At 41.4% G+C, this 21,213-nt stretch carries 12 protein-coding genes; 6 read left to right on the top strand and 6 right to left on the bottom strand.

What is annotated here, in order from left to right:
* Positions 1-187 precede the first annotated feature (187 nt).
* Positions 188-1,027 carry a phytoene/squalene synthase family protein gene (locus GXP67_RS22360; RefSeq protein WP_162445171.1) on the top strand — a complete coding sequence of 280 codons (840 nt, stop codon included), beginning with the start codon at positions 188-190 and terminating at the stop codon, positions 1,025-1,027.
* Positions 1,028-1,033: 6 nt separating this feature from the next.
* On the opposite strand, the gene GXP67_RS22355 is transcribed toward GXP67_RS22360, so the two are convergent.
* A complete protein-coding gene (locus tag GXP67_RS22355; RefSeq protein WP_162445170.1) occupies positions 1,034-3,346 on the bottom strand; it encodes a GH92 family glycosyl hydrolase in 2,313 nt (770 codons plus the stop codon).
* A gap of 700 nt (positions 3,347-4,046) precedes the next feature.
* On the opposite strand from GXP67_RS22355, the gene GXP67_RS22350 reads away from it, so the two are divergent.
* Positions 4,047-5,270 carry a serine hydrolase domain-containing protein gene (locus GXP67_RS22350; RefSeq protein WP_162445169.1) on the top strand — a complete coding sequence of 408 codons (1,224 nt, stop codon included), beginning with the start codon at positions 4,047-4,049 and terminating at the stop codon, positions 5,268-5,270.
* A 50-nt stretch (positions 5,271-5,320) separates the two neighbouring features.
* A complete protein-coding gene (locus GXP67_RS22345) occupies positions 5,321-5,758 on the top strand; it encodes a lysozyme inhibitor LprI family protein (protein WP_162445168.1) in 438 nt (145 codons plus the stop codon).
* A gap of 70 nt (positions 5,759-5,828) precedes the next feature.
* Here GXP67_RS22345 and GXP67_RS22340 read toward each other — a convergent pair whose 3' ends face one another.
* Positions 5,829-7,697 (bottom strand): ABC-F family ATP-binding cassette domain-containing protein, encoded by a 1,869-nt coding sequence (locus tag GXP67_RS22340; RefSeq protein WP_162445167.1) that lies wholly within the window; start codon positions 7,695-7,697, stop codon positions 5,829-5,831.
* 434 nt (positions 7,698-8,131) lie between these two features.
* On the opposite strand from GXP67_RS22340, the gene GXP67_RS22335 reads away from it, so the two are divergent.
* Both GXP67_RS22335 and GXP67_RS22330 read left to right on the top strand, forming a co-directional pair.
* The gene (locus tag GXP67_RS22335; protein WP_162445166.1) at positions 8,132-14,473 is read left to right on the top strand and encodes an MBG domain-containing protein; all 6,342 of its coding nucleotides are present in this window, start codon (positions 8,132-8,134) and stop codon (positions 14,471-14,473) included.
* A 99-nt stretch (positions 14,474-14,572) separates the two neighbouring features.
* Positions 14,573-15,673 (top strand): transposase, encoded by a 1,101-nt coding sequence (locus GXP67_RS22330; RefSeq protein WP_162445165.1) that lies wholly within the window; start codon positions 14,573-14,575, stop codon positions 15,671-15,673.
* Between the two features lie 2 nt (positions 15,674-15,675).
* On the opposite strand, the gene GXP67_RS22325 is transcribed toward GXP67_RS22330, so the two are convergent.
* On the bottom strand, positions 15,676-16,353 hold the full coding sequence (locus GXP67_RS22325) for an IS630 family transposase (protein WP_162442409.1): 678 nt from the start codon (positions 16,351-16,353) through the stop codon (positions 15,676-15,678).
* Positions 16,354-16,358: 5 nt separating this feature from the next.
* Positions 16,359-16,802 carry a helix-turn-helix domain-containing protein gene (locus tag GXP67_RS22320; RefSeq protein WP_162443629.1) on the bottom strand — a complete coding sequence of 148 codons (444 nt, stop codon included), beginning with the start codon at positions 16,800-16,802 and terminating at the stop codon, positions 16,359-16,361.
* 229 nt (positions 16,803-17,031) lie between these two features.
* On the opposite strand from GXP67_RS22320, the gene GXP67_RS22315 reads away from it, so the two are divergent.
* Entirely contained in the window at positions 17,032-17,400 is a 369-nt protein-coding gene (locus GXP67_RS22315) for a hypothetical protein (protein ID WP_162445164.1), read from the top strand.
* A 94-nt stretch (positions 17,401-17,494) separates the two neighbouring features.
* Here the strand turns inward: GXP67_RS22315 and GXP67_RS22310 are convergent, their stop codons facing one another.
* Both GXP67_RS22310 and GXP67_RS22305 read right to left on the bottom strand, forming a co-directional pair.
* Positions 17,495-18,805, bottom strand: a complete 1,311-nt coding sequence (locus tag GXP67_RS22310; protein ID WP_162445163.1) for a sensor histidine kinase — start codon at positions 18,803-18,805, stop codon at positions 17,495-17,497.
* Between the two features lie 184 nt (positions 18,806-18,989).
* The gene (locus GXP67_RS22305; RefSeq protein WP_162445162.1) at positions 18,990-21,137 is read right to left on the bottom strand and encodes a plastocyanin/azurin family copper-binding protein; all 2,148 of its coding nucleotides are present in this window, start codon (positions 21,135-21,137) and stop codon (positions 18,990-18,992) included.
* Positions 21,138-21,213 lie beyond the last annotated feature (76 nt).

The raw sequence follows: 21,213 nt of genomic DNA, 5'->3' as shown, positions 1-21,213 counted from the left end.
CAAATGATTATTATAATGAATAATATATACTAAACAGGCGATGTCTTGTTTAAAGGTTTTGTTCTAATACATTGTAGAATAAAATCAAAAAAAATACACTTTTCATCATATTTCAGCCAGAACTTCAAACAAAAGGCAAAAACTTAAGTTTCAGTAAATATCCCCTGTACTTCACAACCTGTAACCAATGTCATTACAACTGTACAACGACACTGCCTTTAAGTGTAGCCAGCTTATTACCCAGCACTATAGCACTTCATTCACGCTGGGTATCCGCACCCTGGAACGTAAATTTCATATGCCCATTTACGCCGTATATGGTTTTGTGCGCTATGCCGATGAGATTGTAGATACGTTTCATGATTTCAACAAAAAGGAATTACTGGATAATTTTAAAAAAGACACCTACAAAGCCATTCAGGATGGTATCAGCCTGAACCCTATTCTAAATTCTTTTCAACTCGTAGTACGGCAATATGAGATTGAGCATGAATTGATAGAAGCTTTCTTAAAAAGTATGGAAATGGACTTGTATTTTAATGAATACAATGAAGGCGGGTATGAGGAATATATTTACGGTTCGGCAGAAGTGGTGGGTTTGATGTGCCTAAGGGTATTTTGTGAAGGTGATAAAGAAATGTTTGAACGCTTGAAGGAACCTGCCCGACGCCTGGGGGCTGCTTTCCAGAAAGTAAATTTCCTAAGGGATATTAAAAGCGATTATTTTGAACGGGGACGTATCTATTTTCCTGGCGTTAATTTTACAGCGTTTAACGGAGATGCCAAAGCTGCCATTGAACAGGATATTCAGAATGATTTTGATGCCGCCTATGAAGGCATTATCCGGTTGCCGAAAGGAGCTAAATGGGGCGTATATCTGGCGTATGTCTATTATGTAACGCTGTTTAACAAGATCAAAAGCCTACCAGCCTCCCAGGTCATGCAAGCCAGAGTACGGGTACCAGATAACCAGAAATTTGCCATCCTGATCCAGACGTACTTTAAACATAAGCTGAATTTTATGTAAGTGAATTCAGTTTGAGATTTCGTTTTTCAATGAGGGCGGCATATCTGCTTCTGTACTTCCCCAGTTTTGATTAGGTTGATTACCCATCTCTAATACCAGTTCACCGCCTTTTGTAATTTCCTGGTGCCATAGATAAGTATGGGTGAAAGGTTGTCCGTTTAGTCTGGCAGCTTGTATATAGCGGTTCGTATCTGAACTTCCTTTCGCGCGTATAGTAAACTTTCTGTTCCCGGAAACTGAAATACTGATTTCTTCAAACATTGGGCTGCCCAGCACATAATACGGCTTTCCGGGACATACAGGATAAAACCCCATCATACTGAATACCAGCCAGGCTGACATTTGTCCGCAATCTTCGTTGCCACTCAGGCCACCTGGTTCTGTAGAGTATTCTTCCCGGATAATATCACGAACCCGCATTTGCGTTTTCCAGGGCACACCGGCATAGGCATACAGATACACCGTTTGGTGACCAGGTTCGTTGCCATGCCAGTAATAGCGTTTTTCAAATAAAGTATCAAGTCTACGAATAAACTTCTCTTTCCCACCCATGAGTTGCATCAATCCTTGTACATCCTGCGGCACATACCAGGTATACTGGAAAGGTGAACCCTCCGTAATAAAAGAGGCTCTGGCAGCAAAGGGATCAAAAGGTTCAATCCATCGGCCATCTGCATACCGGCCCCGAACATATCCGGTAGTGGTATCGAATACATGTTGGTAATTTTTGGCCCGTTTGATGAGCGCCTCGTAATCTTCCTTTTCATTCAGTTTCTTTGCCACCTGTGCCAATACAAAATCATCATAGGCATATTCCAGGGTACGGGAAACCTGTTCCCGTTTATGAAAAGCATCTGGCACCGAATCTTCCAATGGGATATATCCATATTTCAGATACGAATCCAATCCCCGGCGGCCTTTTCCCTCCTGATAAGATTGCCGGTTGGTATTTACCTGAAAGGCATTTTTACGCATAGCCCGGTAAGCGATTTTTGTATCAAATCCTCCGATTCCTTTCATCATGGCATCTCCTATCATCGCTGTGGCATGGTCGCCTATCATGGCAGCGGTATAATTGTTCCAGCAGGGAAAAATGGGAAGCCAGCTCCCTTGTTCTGCTTTTTTTATTAATGAGTTCACCATGTGGGAAGTACGCCTGGGCTCAAGTAATGTGAGCAGGGGATGTACAGCCCGGTAGGTATCCCATAATGAAAAATCCTCATAATAATCAAAACTTCTTGAGATATGTAACAAATCATCATCGGCAAAACCAGTATATGTTCCATCGATATCGCTGAATACCCTGGGCAATATTTTGGTATGATACAAGGCTGTATAAAACATGACTTTATCTGCTTCCGAACCGCCTTTCACCTGCACTTTTTCGAGTGCTTCATTCCACTCCTGTTCTGCTGCCTGTTGTACCCTTTCAAAATCCCATCCTCGGATACTGGCCAACAGATTTTTACGGGCCTGCTCCAGACTGGTAAACGAATGGCCGATTTTTACCTGTACTACTAAGCCTTTTTCTGTAGGAAAACGCACGAATGCTCCGACAGGACTTTTATTTCCCTGAGCCAGACGAACGCCAGGATGCAGGCTATCTTTGGCGTTCCAGGTGCCATAAGCTGCAAAAGGATGATCAAATACGGCTACAAAATAGCCGCTGAATCCGGCAGGTTTACTCCAGCCCTGGTAAATGCGGTGAACAGGATTATAGCCGGTAATCTCATTTTTTTCCGCATTAATTTCAATAAAACCCTCGCCTTCATCGCTATTGGGCTCTATTACTACAAATGGCTCGCTTTCCTGGTTGTAGGTAAACCGGAGCATAGCTGCATGTGAAACAGCAGTAAGTTCAGCCAGAATGTTATAGGTATCGAGTTGTACAGAATAATACGCTGGAGTGGCTTTTTCTTTACTATGATCAAAAGTGGAAGCACGGGCATGTACATCTGTCCGTAAGTTGGCTGACATAGGCATCAGAGTAACACTGCCATAATCCTGCGTACAGGAACCACTCATCCAGTGGCTCCCCCGGAAACCCTGGATTTTTGTATCCTGGTAGTAATACGGCGAAATACATTTATTCTCTGTGGCATGCGTTTGTGGTGTCCAGTGCGTCATGCCATGAGGTACGCCAACCGCCGGATAGGTTTGTCCTTTTAACTCCGAACCAGCTTCACTATGCATGCGTGTACTTTCTGTAGAACTGGGAGCTGTACCAATCAGTGGATTCACATATTCAACAGGCATCTTTCTTTTCTGCGTTTGCCCAAAACTCACCTTTGTTATACAAAGAATTGCACATAGGATCATAACAGGCCGGATAGTCTTATATATGGACCAATATTGATGAGTAGCAAGCATTGCACAATTAAGTGATTTTCTTTCAATATGGAAAGAGAGGCGTTGATTTGTATGGAACAGAAACCTGAGGAAGAATGAGAATAAAATCTAATAATAACCGTTTATAACGACTCGCTCCATTTTTGTAGAATCAGATGCTTTTATATGCGTAAAGAAAAGTTAATTCCTGTTTTCTACCACTATTATCATATACTAAAGGGCAATACTACCCGTTGAAGGGCTGTATTGTCAGCAAATCCGGACTTTTACTTACAAAGTCAGCTTTGTTGCCAGATGAGAACAATACAAGAAATGCTTGCCCTGCCAATAAGAATTTCATTTTTGTAAAAAGCATTTTGTATATAGCTTAATTTAGCTTGTTTCGTAGTCTTACCCGCCGGCAATGTTGTACTATTTTGGTTTAGCTACAGTGAAGCATATATAAAGCTGGTAACAGACCTCTTAATAAGTGCACATATAATTGAAAAATTATACTGTCAGCTTAGGCGTAATTTTTAAGAGAAGGCTTGTTTTTATTATTTTTTCCTTATAATTGTTACATAGTTGTCCGGCATATTTCCATTGAAGCAGCTTACCAGGCTGAAAAATGCTTTCTATTTTTTTGTATTTTTAGAATACCAATTTCATCAGCTATTTAAATTATTTTACAGTGACACTTGCTAAGCGTAATCTGGTTGTTTATTTTCTGTGCATCCTGCTCTCAGGTAATATCTTTCATTCCTGTACACAATCCCGCTCCGGCCACCATGTAGCCGTTCCTACAGATAGCCTGGACATTATTAACGATAGCATACGCCGGTTGCACAATCCGGTAGAAGCTGCCAGTAAAGCGTATCAACTGGATACTTTTTTCACGTCGTTGCATAAAAAACGAGGATTCAATGGAACCGTACTGGTCGCACAGCATGGGCAGGTTATTTACAAAGGAGCTTTTGGGTACGGAGATTTTAAAACCAAAGATACACTTACACCACAATCTACTTTTCAATTAGCTTCGGTTTCCAAACAATTCACTGCCATGGCGGTAATGATACTCCAGGAAAAAGGAAAATTGAGTTATGATGATGAAGTAACTAAATTTTATCCGGAATTTCCCTACAAAGGCATTACGGTACGCCACTTACTTACGCACCGATCAGGATTGCCTGATTACACCTATTTCAGCGGTGATTTCTGGCCTGACCGCAAGCAGTTTCTCAACAACCAGGAAGTAATTAAGATGATGGCTAAACATCAGCCCAAGCCCTATTATCTGCCTGACAAAAGATATAATTACAGCAATACTGGTTATAGTGTACTGGCTGCTATTGTAGAAAAAGTATCCGGCCTGGCTTTCGATATATTCATGCAGAAAGAAGTATTTGGACCTTTGGGCATGAACCGTACTTATATTTCAACGGGAACCAATTGGGAGAGCATACCTAACCGCACTACTGGCTATTCAGCCGGCCGCCGCAAGATAGAAAACAGCTATTTGAATGGAGCTACTGGTGATAAAGGTGTCTATTCTACCGTAGAAGACTTATATAAGTGGGACCGGGCCTTGTATGGCTCTACCCTGGTAAAACCTACTACCCTGGAACTGGCTTTTACAGCAGCCAACAAGGAAATGAAAAAAGAAAACTATGGCTTTGGCTGGCGCCTGAAAACACTGGATTGCGGAGAAACAGTAGTATATCATGGGGGCTGGTGGCATGGGTTTAAAACCTATCTGATGCGCAACCGCAAAGACCAGAGCACCATTATTGTACTAAGTAATATAGCCAATCACAGCCTGAGCCATCTCAAAGAAATGCACTGCATTTTATACCCTCAGCCAGAAGTTATCACAGTTTCTGCGCCTGCAAAAGCGGATAGTTCGGATGTACATTAATAGGTTGAAACAGAAAATTAGCTCTATTTGTAATCCATCCTGCAAGCCTCATGAAATGTCTTTTCTCAACAGTTGTGCTGTTAGGTGTAGCAACCCTGACCTTCGGGCAAACATCAGAAAGTTCTTCAAATGATACTCACCCCATTGAGAAGCGGTTTGCTGACTGCCTGGAAAAAGAAGAAGGACAGACCACAATGGGTATGATGGAATGTGCAGGAAAAGCGAGAGACGAATGGGACAAAGAGTTAAACAAATATTATAAGTTACTCATGGGTGTGCTGAGTGCTGCAGAAAAAACAAAACTTCAACAGGCGCAACGAAAATGGATTGAATACCGCGATACGGAAAATGCCTTTTCAGGGGAAATGTATTATAATATGGAAGGCACCATGTGGAGAATCACTGCTGTTGAAAGACAAGTAGAACTAGTCAAAGAACGGGCCTTAACCCTACAGAGCTACTACGAAACGCTGAAAGAGAGTAAGTAAACTCTCCTTGGCAAATACAGAAAAAATCATCAAATATTTTCTTGGATAAAAATATTTGATGATTTTTGATTTACATCCTCTCCCCCAACTCTAGCCAGCGGTCCGATTTTACAGCTAACTTCCGGTCTATTTCCTCAATATGCGAAGCCCACTGGCTTAACTCCTGGTGATTGGCTGAACCTGCGTTTAACTTAATAATCAATTTCTTTTTTTCCGTCTCTAAGGCATCTATCTCTTTTTCCAGTTGCTCATATTCCTGTTTTTCCTTAAAAGAAATTTTCCGTTTCCCAGATGGAGACGCTATTTCCTGTTTGGTTACAGGATGAACTGGGGCATTTTTGGCAAGAGGTGATTCTTTCTGTCCTTTTTCTTCCTCCAGCCATTCCCGGTAATCAGTATAATTACCCGGAAAGTCACGAATTTTTCCTTCGCCTTCAAACACAAATAAGTGTTCTACCAGCTGATCCATAAAGTAACGGTCGTGGCTTACAATGAGCAGACAACCAGGGAAATTTTGCAGAAAATCCTCTAAAATATTCAGGGTAACAATATCGAGGTCATTGGTCGGTTCATCGAGGATCAGGAAATTGGGATTTTTTATCAGCACTTTTAGCAGTTGTAAGCGGCGTTTTTCTCCTCCACTCAGCTTCGATACAAAACTATATTGCATGGGTCCGTTGAACTGAAAATACTGTAAAAATTGAGAAGCGGTTACCGTTTGTCCATTGGCTAAACTTACTACTTCAGCGATTTCCAGTACCACATCAATCACCCGCTGATCCTCCCGGAATTGAAAGTCATCCTGGGTATAATAGCCAAATGTAGTCGTAGAGCCAGCATCAATAGAACCTGAATCAGGCTGCAATTTACCAGTAAGCATATTCAGGAAAGTAGTTTTACCCACTCCATTCTTTCCAATAATACCGATTTTATCCAGTTTTTTGAATACATAAGAAAAATCTTTCACCAGTGGCTGGTTGCCAAAAGATTTATTAAGCTTTTCGACCTCTATAATTTTGCCTCCCTGCCGGGTAGTTTTCACACTCAGTTCCATGGTCGCATTGGTATTCTGGCGGCTGGCTTTATCTTTCAGGTCATAAAAAGCATCAATTCTGGATTTGGATTTGGTGCCTCTGGCTTTGGGCTGGCGGCGCATCCATTCCAGCTCTTTCCGCATCAGATTTTTAGCTTTATCAGTTTCAGCTTCCTGGGCAAGTTCACGTTCAGCTTTTTTCTCCAGGAAATAACTATAATTGCCTTTATACCGATATAATTGGCCATTTGTGATTTCCACAATTTCATTGGCTACTCTATCGAGGAAATAGCGGTCGTGCGTAACCAGTAAGAGAGTCTGCTGCTGGGTAGCAATCAGGTTTTCCAGCCATTCAATAGTTTCTAAATCAAGGTGGTTGGTGGGCTCATCCATAATCAGCAGATCTGGCTGTTCGATCAACACACGGGCCATGGCTACTCTTTTTCGTTGTCCACCAGACAGGTATTTTACAGGTTTATCCAGGTCATGAATACCCAGCTTGCCCATGATTTGTTTGATTTTCGACTCATAATCCCAGGCTTTCATGGCATCCATTTTCTCAATCGCTTCATCAATGTTAGCCGTTCCCTCCAAGGCTTGCTCATACAGTTTTACGGCTTCCAGGGCTGGATTCTTTGACGAGAACAAAGTATCCAGTACCGTTTTTTCTTCTTCAAACTGTGGATGCTGTCCTAAATAACCGACCGTAATTTCTTTGCGGGTGCTTACTTTTCCCTCATCCGGAAGCAATGTGCCAGCCAGGATATTAAGTAAGGTGCTTTTGCCTGAGCCATTAATGCCTACCAGGGCCACTCTTTCTCCTTTACTGATTCCGATAGAAACATTTTTGAACAACCACTTGTCACTGAAACTTTTGGAAACCGATTCTGCTGATAAATAATTCATGCCGCAAAGGTAGTTAACAATGGTCTAATTGAAGGTAATTGAAGCAGAGAAATCCGCATGTTTTTAGGGAGTAGCTTACACTTTTTAATGGTATTAATTTCAAACATTGAATTTGTAAAAATATTTTCTCCACTCTCAAAGTCCAATAACAGACGGACAATCATTCATTTCTTACAAACTTATACTGCTACCTTTTGAACGTCTTTTCCAAATCAAGTCGTGTAATAAAGAAGGATAACGCTCAGTTAACAAATAATTATTTCTTTCATAATCAGACACTTATCTTTAATATAACTTACCTGTTGTGTAAAAATTGGATATACGCTCACACAATATAAAATATTAAAATAATGAAGATTTCTTACAAGCCTGTTTTTGTTGCATGTTTGCGATCTTCCATTATTCTGAAATTTTCCTCTGCTTTATTTATTTTTTTGTCTCTTTTTACCTTTACTGCATACAGCCAACAAGAAAGTCAGCCAGAAATAAACGGAAAATCTATTTTTATACAATTACCGGCAAAAGTACAAGCCTTGGGCACAAAACCTGCCCAGGAATTACTGCGGGAATATCTGCAACTGAGCCAATCCCATACTTTCCAGCCATTAGGTGTACAAGCTGATCCATCTGGATTCAGCCATAACCGCTTTCAACAATATTATAAAGGCATTCCGGTAGAATATGGGATATACAACCTGCATGTAAAAAATGGTACCCCTGCATTTATTTCCGGTGAGCAATATACACTATCAGAAATTAACACCACGCCTGCACTGTCTGAGCAGCAAGCCTTTCAAAAAGCCTTACAATTTGTACATGCCAATAAATATGCCTGGCAAACTGCTGATAAAGCGCCAAAAGGTGAACTGGTGATTTGCAAAGTTTTTCTATCAGAGGGTCGAAGAGCAGCCGACGAAATGGCCCTAGCTTACAAATTCGATATTTTTGCCACTGAACCATTGAGTCGTGCCTTTATTTATGTTGATGCCCAGACCGGCAAAGTAATTCACAAGGATGCTATTATTAAACATGCTACTGGTACAGCTGCTACCAGATACAGCGGTAACCGTACGATAGGTACTGAAAAAAATGGAAACAGCTACCGTCTGCGGGATTTTTCAAGAGGTTTAGGTATAGAAACCTATACTATGAAAAATGGTACTGATTACACTATTGCTTCTGATGTTACCGATACTGACAATAACTGGACTGCTGCTGAATTCGATAACGCTACAAAAGACAATGCAGCCTTAGATGCACACTGGGGTGCTATGATGACATATGATTACTTCAACACAGTACACAACCGGAATAGCTTTGATGGGAATGGAGCTAAAATCAAAAATTATGTTCACTATAGCAGCAATTACAGCAATGCATTCTGGAACGGTTCAGTGATGACTTATGGCGATGGAGGCACGATGGGTAATATTATTGTTCAGCCATTCACTTCCCTGGATATAACTGCCCACGAAATCGGACATGCCCTTTGCCAGCATACGGCTAATCTGGTTTATGCCAATGAATCAGGTGCCTTAAATGAAGCTTTCAGTGACATTTGGGGGGCTATGGTAGAACAGTATGCTGCACCTGAAAAAGATATGTGGAGCATTGGAGAAGACATCAATTATACAATCCGTTCGATGAGCAATCCTAACATATTCGAACATCCGGATACCTATTTAGGACAATACTGGTATTCTGGTAGTGGCGATAATGGCGGTGTTCATATCAATAGTGGTGTATTGAACCATTGGTTTTATATCCTGTCCATAGGAAAAAGTGGAATGAACGATAATGGAGATTCCTATACTGTGACTGGAATAGGAATAGACAAAGCAGCAAAAATTGCCTTCCGTACCGAAAGTATATACCTCACTGCCAATTCAAAATATGCAGATACCAGGGTCTTCTCTATCCAGGCGGCCATCGATTTATATGGAGCTAATTCTAAAGAAGCCATTCAAACAGCCAATGCCTGGTTTGCAGTGGGTGTATATGATATACAATCTGCCCCTTCCAATCTTACCGCTACCGCCATTTCGGGTACACAAATCAACTTAAGCTGGACAGATAATTCAAATAATGAAACCGGCTTCAGCATCGAACGTTCGACCATGGCTACTACCGGATTTGTTCCTATCGCTACGGTAGAAGCCAATGCCACTTCTTTTCAGAATACCAATCTGCCTACGGATGCCGTATATTATTACAGAATAGCTACCTTGAATGGAAACACCCGTTCTGTATTCAGTAATACGGCCAATGCCTCAGTAGGTAAGGGTCCGGTAATTATGTCGAATGCGACGATTGTAACTTGCCAGGCTACTTTTATGGATGCCGGTGGCCTGGAAGAATATAGCAATAATCAGTTGTTAGTAACAACCTTTACTCCGGCAGCAGCAGGCAACAAAATCCAGGTAAACTTTACTGCTTTTTCTACAGAAGGCGGGTATGATTATTTAAAAGTTTATGATGGCGCTTCTACCAGTGCACCCTTGTTAGGAACCTATAGCGGTAACACCCTTCCTCCCGTAATTACTGCTACCAATGATTCAGGACAATTAACTTTCCGTTTCACTTCAGATGGCGTGGTGACCGGATCAGGCTGGCAGGCAAATATTACCTGCGTAGAAGTTCCAGCTACCCCTTCCAACCTTACCGCTACTGCCATTTCGGGTACACAAATCAACTTAAGCTGGACAGATAATTCAAATAATGAAACCGGCTTCAGCATCGAACGTTCGACCATGGCTACTACTGGGTTTGTTCCTATCGCTACGGTAGAAGCCAATGCCACTTCTTTTCAAAATACCAATTTGCCTACAGATGTTGCTTATTATTACCGGGTAAGAGCAGAAAAAAACGCTTTATTTTCCCTTTATAGCAATACAGCCAGTGCTATTATCGGAAGTTTACCTATATCGATGAGCAATACATCCCTTACACTTTGTCAGGGTACCCTACTTGACCCAGGTGGGTCAGGTAGATATGGCAATTCTCTGAATGTAACCATGACTCTTGCTCCTTCAACCGCAGGACATAAAATACGCATCAGTTTTTCCAGCTTTTCTACCGAACAGAACCAGGATGTATTAAAAATTTACAATGGCCCTTCTACAAGTGCTGCTTTGATAGGAACCTATAGTGGAAATACTCTTCCGCCAGTCATTGTATCTACTCATGCCAGCGGAAAACTGACCTTACAATTTACAACTGATAATAGTGTAATTTATAATGGATGGGTAGCCAGCGTATCTTGTGTGAATTTTACGCCTCCTACCATTACGGCTTTTACTCCATCTAGTGCAGTGGCAGGTTCTGAAGTCATCATCACCGGAACCAATTTTTTAGATGTAACGGCAGTGAAATTCAGCAAGGTATCTGCTTCTTTCACCATTAACTCATCAACTCAGATTACTGCGGTTGTCCCCGGTTCAACGCCATCAGGAAAAATATCTGTTACAGCTCCTGCCGGTACTGCTACCAGCACAGGTGTATTTACTTTTATCATCTCTGCTTTTAGTGCGGTATCCACCCCTGCACTTGCGAATGTACAGAATGGAGATATAACCTGGGGAGATTATGACAATGATAATGACCTGGATATCCTGCTTACCGGCAAAGACAAAAACCAGATCAGTGTAACGAAAATCTATACCAATAATGCAGGCGTATTTACCGACTTGAATGCTAATCTGCCTGGAGTGAGTGGAGGTTCGGCTATATGGGGCGATTATGATAACGACAATGATCTGGATATTTTACTAACAGGTACCACAAATGATGGATTGGGAATAAGCAGAATATATAAGAATATAAACGGAATTTTCTCAGATGCCAATGCCGGTCTGGCAGGTATTTTTGCAGGGATGGCGGTCTGGGCAGACATTGATAATGATGGAGATCAGGATGTACTTCTGGCCGGTACCACAGATCCCTCTGAACCAATTACCAGAATTTACATCCTGGAAAATGGCATCTATACGCCTGCAGCCAGCAGTCTGACGGATGTAACAAATGGTTCTATTTCCCTGGGAGATTATGATAACGATGGTGACCTGGATATTTTACTGACCGGCACCAGCACTTCCGGAGATATTGCCACCATCTATCAGAATACAGCAGGTACTTTCTCAGCCATTCAGACAGATAACATAACTGGCAATTCCGGCGGCAGTGTTGCCTGGGGCGATTATGATATGGATGGAGATCTGGATATTTTAATAACGGGGACCAATGGAACATTTATCTATGTCAATACCCAAGGAAAATTCACTAACATCCAGGCTGGTTTGCCTGCCGCAGAACATGGCAAAGCTGCCTGGGGCGATTATGACAATGATGGTGACCTGGATTTTATCTTAAGTGGAAATACTTCCGGAATCCTCATCTATAAAAATGCAAATGGGGTTTTTAACCAGACAGAAACTATTAACCTGCCTACCCTTACCAATATAGCCATTTCCTGGGGCGATTATGACAATGATAAAGATCTGGATATTCTGGTTTCCGGGGCAAACAATAACAATACTATTACAAAACTTTTCCGCAACAATAGTAATTCACTAAATACCAAAGCCTCTCCACCTACCCAACTGAATGCCAGTTTACAAGACAATACGGTAACTCTTACCTGGAACAAAGCAACTGATAACCAAACACCACAAAACGGACTTACCTACAATGTGAGAGTAGGAACCACCAGCGGAGGAGCACAAATTGTTTCATGCCTGTCTTCCGTTAATACCGGTCAGCGAAGACTTATGGGTCAGGGAAATAGCGGACAGAGGAATAGTTTTATTCTTAATAACCTGCCTGCCGGAACTTACTACTGGAGTGTACAAGCCATCGACAACAGTTTTATAGGCTCTGTTTTTGCCACTGAAGGTACTTTCACTATTAAAGCTACTGCCCAGCTTGCCCTGGAAAACCTGACTCATACTTACAATGGTACCACCAGACAAGCGACTGTCGTTACAACACCAGCATCATTGCCAGTAACTGTCACATATAATGGTTCGCTTACTCCTCCGGTACAGGCAGGTTCATACAAAGTAGTAGCCACAGTAAACACAGCGGCTTATCAAGGCAGCATTTCCGGTACGCTGGTTATTAACAAAGCCAATGCCCAACTATCGCTAAGCAGCTTAACACATACATTCAGCAATTCAGCTAAACAAGCAAGTGCTACCACATTGCCGACCGGTAAAACAGTGGATATTACTTACAATGGCACATCAGAATTACCTGTAAATGCAGGTACCTATACAGTAGAAGCTGTTATTTCAGATGCTAACTATAGTGGCACCACTACAGGAATACTTGTCATCAACAAAGCACAGGCAACTGTTATTATCAGTAACCTCATCTACATATACGATGGGTCTGCAAAAACTGCTTCTGCTACAACTATACCTTCCGGATTAACATTGCGAACCATATATGGAAGCAAAGCCGAAAGCCCTGTACAAGCCGGAACATACGCCGTTGTCGGTAGTATTGAAGATGAAAACTACGAAGGTTCTGCTGCCAGCATCTTAAAAATTCTGAAAGCAAAACAGACACTGACATTCGAAAAATTAGAAGATACAAAATATGGGGATGAAATCATTTTAAAAGCGGTTTCCAGCTCGGCTTTACCAGTAAATTACCAGGTAGTTACTGGTCCGGCTACAGTTTCTGGTACTACCTTACAAACAACCGGCGTCGGACAGGTAATCGTGAGAGCTATACAAACCGGAAATACAAATTTTGCTGCGGCTGAACCAGTAGAACAACGTTTTGTAGTAGCCAAAGCCAGTCAGGCAATCAGTTTCGCAGCTGTATCCGGAACGGTATCTGAAAAAAATACGATTACTTTGCAGGCTTCTGCAACATCTGGCTTGCCGGTTGAATTAAGCATTGTATCAGGTCCGGCAAAACTTCAGGGGAATGTGCTTTCTTTTACAGGTGCCGGACAAGTAATGGTACAAGCTTCCCAAAGGGGCAATGCTGTATTTGAAACTGCTGCTGTGGAGCAAACTATCCTGGTAAAGTCGGCTCCTAAAGCCGAACAATCCATTGTATTTACTTCCATAACAGAACCTACTTTTGGTGATGAACCCATCAAACTGTCAGCAAAGGCATCTTCTGCCTTACCTGTTACTTTCAAGGTGGTTTCTGGCCCGGCTGTTATATCCGGAAACAGCCTGATGCTGACGGGCGCCGGAGAGGTAACTATACAAGCTTTCCAAACCGGAAATGATAGCTTTCTTCCGGTAGCATCGCAGGAGCAAAAATTCTGTGTAAAACCAGCCAAGCCTACAATTACCCAACAAGGTTCTGAAACTGGTTCTTTTGTTCTCACCTCCAGCAGCAAAGCCGGAAACCAGTGGATAAAAAATGGTGAAATCATAGAAGGGGCTACCAGCCAGCAATATGAAGTGAAAGAAACTGGCATTTACGCTGTACAAGTGACTATTAATAGTTGCAATAATACATCCGTGCAGGTGTCACTAACTGCAGAAAATGAACCGGAAGTTCGGATGCATATCCAGGTATATCCCAATCCTGCCACAGAGAAAGTATTTGTAGAATATCAGGCAGCCACTCCTTCCCAGGAAGTAATCATTTCAATATTTAATGCAGTAGGGATAAAAGTAGCAGAAAAAACGATTTCTGGTAATAATGGCAGCAAAACTGAACTGATGGTAAGCCACCTGGCGCAAGGTACCTATTATGTGCAGATTGCCGATAATAAACATATTACTACTAAAACTTTTATTAAAATGTAGTAATAATGCATACTCTACCCAACTAAAAAGCTACTATTATGAAAATAAAAAAGGGAAGTGGAATTTTGTGGTGACCAAACTACAAAAAACACATTCCCTATGAAGCAATACTTCACCAACGAAGTTAAACAAGTTTTGGACAAAGTAGCAATCGTTAAAAACTTAGCCCGCAAGAAATTTATTACCAGCTTTGTGCTGGCTTTGATTCAGAGCAGAAAGGTACAGTTTTCTCATCTGGCTCATTATCTCAATGATGAAGCCAAAATAAGTTGTAATCAGGTAAGGATACAGGATTTCTTTCGGGAAGTAGACTTGGATTATCAAGCCTTAGCCTGCTTGCTGTTATGCTTTCTGCCTCAAGGAAAGATTAGCTTGTGTATAGATCGAACGGAATGGGATTTTGGTCAGTGCCAAGTCAATATATTGATGGTAGTTGCCACAAGTGGAGTGCTGCATGTGCCGCTGTATTGGCAGTTATTGGAGAATGAAAGTGGTAATTCGGCTACAGATGATAGGAAAGCCTTCCTTAGTCAATGCATTGCTTTAGTAGGCAAAGAACGCATCGGTATGGTAGTGGCTGACAGAGAATTTATTGGCCACAACTGGCTTTCTTACTTGAAGAGCCATGGTATTCTATTCTGCATCTGTGTGCCCAAACATCATCTGATCACACGCCTGGATGGCAGACAGCACCGGGTAGAAGAGTTGCTTACTAAAGCTAGCGAATTGTCTTTAGCCGATTGTCTGGTAGATGGTGTCTGGGCTAATGTATATATAAAGAAACTCAGAAGTGGAGACATTCTGTTTTTATTAGGTACAGTTAAGGTAGGTCTGCTTGGACAACTCTATAGAAAAAGATGGACCATTGAAACCTTATTTCAGAATATGAAAGGAAGAGGCTTTGATTTGGAGTCTACTCACTTGAAGCTTACAGACAAACTCAAAAAATTGATCGGTCTGGTAAGCATTGCCTATGGCTTTTGTTTAACTTATGGCTTGTATTGTCATCAAAAAATTAAAGCCATACCAAAAAAGAAACACGGTTACAAAGCTAATAGTTTTTTCAGGTATGGTCTTGATTGTATCGGCTATGCTATCAGAGTAGAATGGAACAAAGATTTGATTGCTTTTCAAACCCTTATGCGATTGTTGAGCCGGACTTTAAGACAAGTATTTCAGTCTAGTGTTCTAGCAATTTAATTTCATGTATTAATTTTGCTAATTTCTATGTATCTGTTTTTTAGTTTTACACGAGCTTTCTCAGTTGTAAACGACCAGTTGACTTTTACCGCTTTTAGATTTCGATTCTTTTGCCAAATAAGAGTCTCGGATTCAAGTATTTCCTGATTTGCGATTCGTCTGTCTAAGCACTGGCGTGCAAGGGATGAAAATTCCATTTCTGCCATGTTTAACCACGAGCCGTGTTTAGGTGTAAAATGGAATTCCAGCTTATTTTTGAGTTGCCGGGCCTCTTCGAAGGGTAAATTTTCATAAAATGCCCCATAGGAATGGGTTTGATAATTATCCTGAACAAGTTTGATTTTAGTTTCAGTTGGATAATGTTCTTTGACCACCCACTGCATAAAGTGGCTATAATCAGCTTTAGTTTTTGTGGTGGTAACCTTTATATGCCGTTGCCCGGTATCCATATTGTAAGCCAGTAGCACATTACAAACGCCATTTCTTAGGTATTCCTGATGTTGTTTTTGTGTGCAATTAGCTTTAGCCGGAATGGGTGTCAACACATGGTCAATAAGTTGACAAGGACGTTCATCAAAGCATAAACGGACAATCCCTTCCTCTTGAGGTTGAGCGTACAAATCTAAAACATCTTCCATAGTGGCAACATATTCGCCATTGATGATACCAATGCACCACATTTGCTTTAACCAAGGCTTAAGCCTGCTTTTTTTAAAACTTGCCGGATGGATTCATTGGATATAGTTTCAACATAGTTAAGTTCAACCATTTTTTGGTTCAATAAGGATAAAGTCCAACGGGCAGAGCCGGCAGGCGACTCACTACAAGCCATACTGGTAATCTGTGCTTCCAAGCGTTGTGTAACGATAGGGGGTTGACCACTTCTGGGGCGTTCTTCCAAAGCATTAGATAGCCCTCCGGCAAAGTATCGCTTTTTAATGCGATAATAATGGTTACTGTCGATGCCTAATTCTGATTGAACTTCAATCCTTGATTTACCTGAATTCATTAATAATAAGGCTCTTGCACGAGTTATTTTGCGACTCTTGTGCGTTCCTTTTTTTATAATTGAGCTCAGTTCGGTTTTTTCTGATTCTGACAAACTTACTTTAGTAGCGATCCGTGCCATGAGAATAAAAAGTTTATCCTCAAAATTAATAACTAAAATTAAATTGCTAAAACACTAGTAGATTGCCTAATAAAATAGTTGGGTAGAGTAAATAATGCATTGAGCTGTAAATAATAAAGGATTGAACAGAAAATATTTAAAATACTCATTAATATATTTAGGCATACCTTTATTTCTGGGTTTATTCAGTCTGCCAGCCATCAATATCATTGTTTCTTCATTATTAAATATGGAAGAAACAGCAAGATTAGCACAAATTGGAATAACAACTAATAAGCAGCTTGTTTCGATGTATGCAGGCCTAATATTATTCCAACGTATGTCTTCAGATATATTATCTAGTGGATTAGCGAGTATATTAAGTGGAGTAATAATTGAGAGAATTCTAAAAAAGGCTAAACGCAGACACTTATTCTTAAACACTGCTATTTTAATATTATCCACTATATTTTTTAGTATGGTTTGTAGTTTACTTTTTTACCAAGCTACTTGGATGGAAACAGTTTTAGATTTAATCATGGTGTTTTTACTGTTTCCGTTTATGTTAATTCCTATTAGTCTTTATTGCAGTAAGCTCAAAAATATAATAACAAAATAAAAGATTATGCTAGCAGCATCTAATCCAATTGGCAATTTTGGTATCGCTATCAAACTACTCTTTTAGCTAGAATTAAGCATGGATTTATACTGTATCAATCAAAATAAATTGTAAAACTCGTGGGTTTTCCCGGATTACTTTCCAGCGAAAATTCAAATTCATGCCGACTGAGTATTTCTTGAATTAAGGTTAATCCAATTCCCTGTCCGTTTTCTTTGGTACTAAAAAAAGGCGTAAACAAATTCCCTTTCACATCTTGCGGAATACCATTTCCGGTATCCTCAATACTTACATATAGCCGCCTTTGCTGCTTTCCAGACCGGATGGTAAGTGTACCCTCCTCTCCTATGGCTTCGATGGCATTCTTAATGATATTAACAAATACCTGTTCCATCTGACTTCTGTCTACCGGCACGTTCATTTCCAGAGAATCGTCCATCTGCCAGATTACCTGAATATTACGGCTTTGTAATTCTGCTTTGAACAGCGTTATCCCATTTTCCAGCATCTGCCGGATATCTGAGGATTGTTTTTTAGGATCGGCCAGCCGGACTACATTTACATAACTGCGCATAAAAGCGATCAGGTGCTCGGTACGTGATAATACAACTCCTATTGCCATTTCAAAATCCTCCTGGTCATGCGGAGTAAGCTGTTCTTTATAAGCCAGGCAGCTATGTAGCAGGGAATTAGCTGCACCAATGGAATTATTTACCTCATGAGACAGAATACGGATCATTTTTTCATATGCCTGTTTTTCAGACAAGCGTAAATCCTCGGTAAGTTCTTCCAGCAGGAAAAATTGCCTGGGAAAGCCCTGGTCGTAAAAATCAGATTTGGTACACCGGATTTTCCTTCTCGATGGCAAAGTAATTACTTCAGACTGGCCGGTTTCCAGTACAGCCAGTTTCTGGCAGATCAAATGGTCTATTTCCTGTAATTTTTTTCCTATGAGTACTGCCTGGCTCAGTTCCAGCATCTTTTCTATATATGGATTAGTCAGTGCAATTTTATCATCGAAATCCAGCGTAATCATGCCAACCGGCGAAGAAAGAATGATTTTTTCAAGAAAATAATGTTTCTCCTGTATCCGGATTCGTTCCTGCTGCAGATTATACAGCATCCGGTTATAAATATGAATGATATTGTCTACCTCTGGCTGGCGGGTAAACTGAAAAGAAGTGCTGAAATTACTGTCTTTAATGAGTTCTATTCCCTCTTTCAGCATCCGTAAGGGTTTGTAAAATTGATTTGCCAGCCGCAACGCTACAAGAAGAGAAAAAGCAATAAATAGCTCGACCAGCAGTAACCACAACCGGTTTTCACTTAGAAAACAAAAAGATACGGCTCCAAATATCAAATGTATCAGAATCCAGTATCCGGTGATTTTTGATTGCAAACTCATGAATACAAGTATTGAGTATCAGGTAGTATAGAAATATTATATAGTAAAGCAATGATATACAAGTACAGAAACATCGTTATCGCTGCGAAAATTAAAAGTACTTGATGCCTGGCATTAAAAAAAGCGGCACTTTTCAGCGCCGCTTGTATATGTTAAGTAAAGTCTTAAAAACTTACTACTGGCATTAATTAGCTACTACCTGGAAAGTTGCCTGCATGACAAAGGCATGACCAGGATAGGTACATACAATGGTATAATCGCCTGGCTTTTCGGGAGCAGTGAAATAAATAGTTTCTTCTGAACCTGGCTGCAATAAATTGGTATGATAAAGGATTTTATCTGTTTTGGGTATATAGCTCATTTTTGATCCATCCAGGCCCATTTTGATCGCCAGATTACCTACTTCAACAGCATCTCCGGGTGTAGTAATAACCAAGTTGTGCGTCATATCGTCATCATTATTGAAGGTAAGTTTGATTTTAGACCCTGGTTTTACCGTTAGTTTTTCCACATCGAATTTTAAGCCGGGCTGGGTACCAATAGTAAACGTCTGGTCTGGTGCCTTCCAGCTGGCTGGCATGTTGGTCTGACGTTTTACCTGCGTACCGGCTTTGGAAGTACCTTTTTTGCTGTTCCCTTTAGATGCAGTTCCCTGGGCAGAAGAAGCCCCGTTTTTAGCTGTTGAAGCCGACATATCGCCATGCATCGAATGGTCTGCTTTGGTATTTGTTTCAGACAAAGCCAGTTTATCGCCATCCGGAATACGGTTCAAGGTATAATAGGCTGTTTCATGCAACAAAGGCAGATTCTCCTGCGAACGCACATCTGCGGCCTGAATCTGGTGAATGTAGCCTTCCCGAGTGCCCTCTACAACCAGGCGGGCTTTCAATCCATCATCCGATACTTTTACACCCAGAATTTTATGCGGCTTATCCCGGATCACCGGACTTCCATATACCGGATGATACTTGTAGGTGAAGCTGGTAATAGCGTAGGCAGCCGGATTCTGAGCTGTTTTTTTATCTGCCGGTGCGGTAAATTCTATTTCAAAGCCATCTGGTTGCGCCTTTACAGTTTTCATTTCGAATGGCATTTTTCCGGTCCATACCAGGCGCTGCAGGCCATAATCCTCTTTTCCGGTAGAACCCCAGCCCCGGTTAGACTGGCCTACGAACATAGACCCATCTTTTCCCCAGGTAATCCGCATCACTCCGGATACAAAGCCTTCCCTGAATGGAAATACTGCTCCCTGGTATACGCCCTTTACTTTTTCCAGAAACACCCGGTTGATTTTGCTATGCCCCTGGTCGCCTACAAATAACTGGTCATCGAATGGTCCAAAGGCACCTTTAGTAGTATTGAGCAGAATATCAGAGGTAGAAATACCCAGGATAGTATGCGGGAACCATACGGCTGGTGTTTTAATAGCCGGAATGTCTTTTTCCAGCTCAAACAAAGGCTGAATTTTATCAGATTCCACATCTTCTGGCTTTACTCCAAATTTAACCTGCGGATAGGCTACTTTAGCCAGTACATCTTCAGCTTTCAATTTCACTGGCGACTCCGGCCGGTCTGACCAGCGTAAACCGGCAAGGTGCCCTACAAAATCGCCTTTTTCCAGGTGGGTAATTCCGCCTGAACCCATCCAGTCGCCCTGGTTTTCGGCATAAAACAAATCACCTTCTTTATTCAGTCCGATGCCATTGGGGGAACGCATACCGGTAGCATAGGGAGTCATTTTTCCATCAGGCGTAATTTGCATTGTCCAGCCTCTCCATGGCACCCGGCTTTCGCCTTTCCACCATTCCACATCCCCAAAAGCCACATTGGCCGTTACGGTCATAGTACCATCCGGATGAATCACTGGCCCGTAGGAATATTCATGGTAATGACCCGATAAAGGCCAGGCATAGACGGTTTCATAGCTATCCGCAATGCCATCTTTATTCTTGTCAGTCATTTTAGTGAGTTCTCCCCGCTGCGACATGTATAATGCCCCATCTTTATAAGCCAGACCCAGTATTTCGTGTAATCCGTGGGCAAAACGTTTGTAATACGGATTCATTCCATACGGATTTTCTATCAGCCATACTTCGCCCCGACGGGTAGAAGCCGCCAGACTTCCGTTAGGCAGTACAGCCATACCCCCTACTTCCAATGCTACTCCTTCAGGTATTGGTAAGGTAACAATGCGGTAAAAGTCTTCTTCGGTGGCAGGTTTGCCAGCTGTACTGGCTTGTTCTGAATCTTGCGCCCAAGCCGGTACTACCGGCTGTAAAGAGCACAGCACGATCAGCAGCCAGAAGTATTTTTTTGAATATAAAGAAATCATACTATAAATAGATTTTTGAATTTGTTAAATAATGAACAGAGAATATATGCTGTGACCATTCTTCGGTGGCTATGAA

This window comes from Rhodocytophaga rosea (genome assembly GCF_010119975.1).
Classification (GTDB): Bacteria; Bacteroidota; Bacteroidia; order Cytophagales; family 172606-1; genus Rhodocytophaga; species Rhodocytophaga rosea.
Note: the sequence above shows the minus strand (reverse complement) of the source record. Positions and strands in the feature narration are given on the sequence as shown.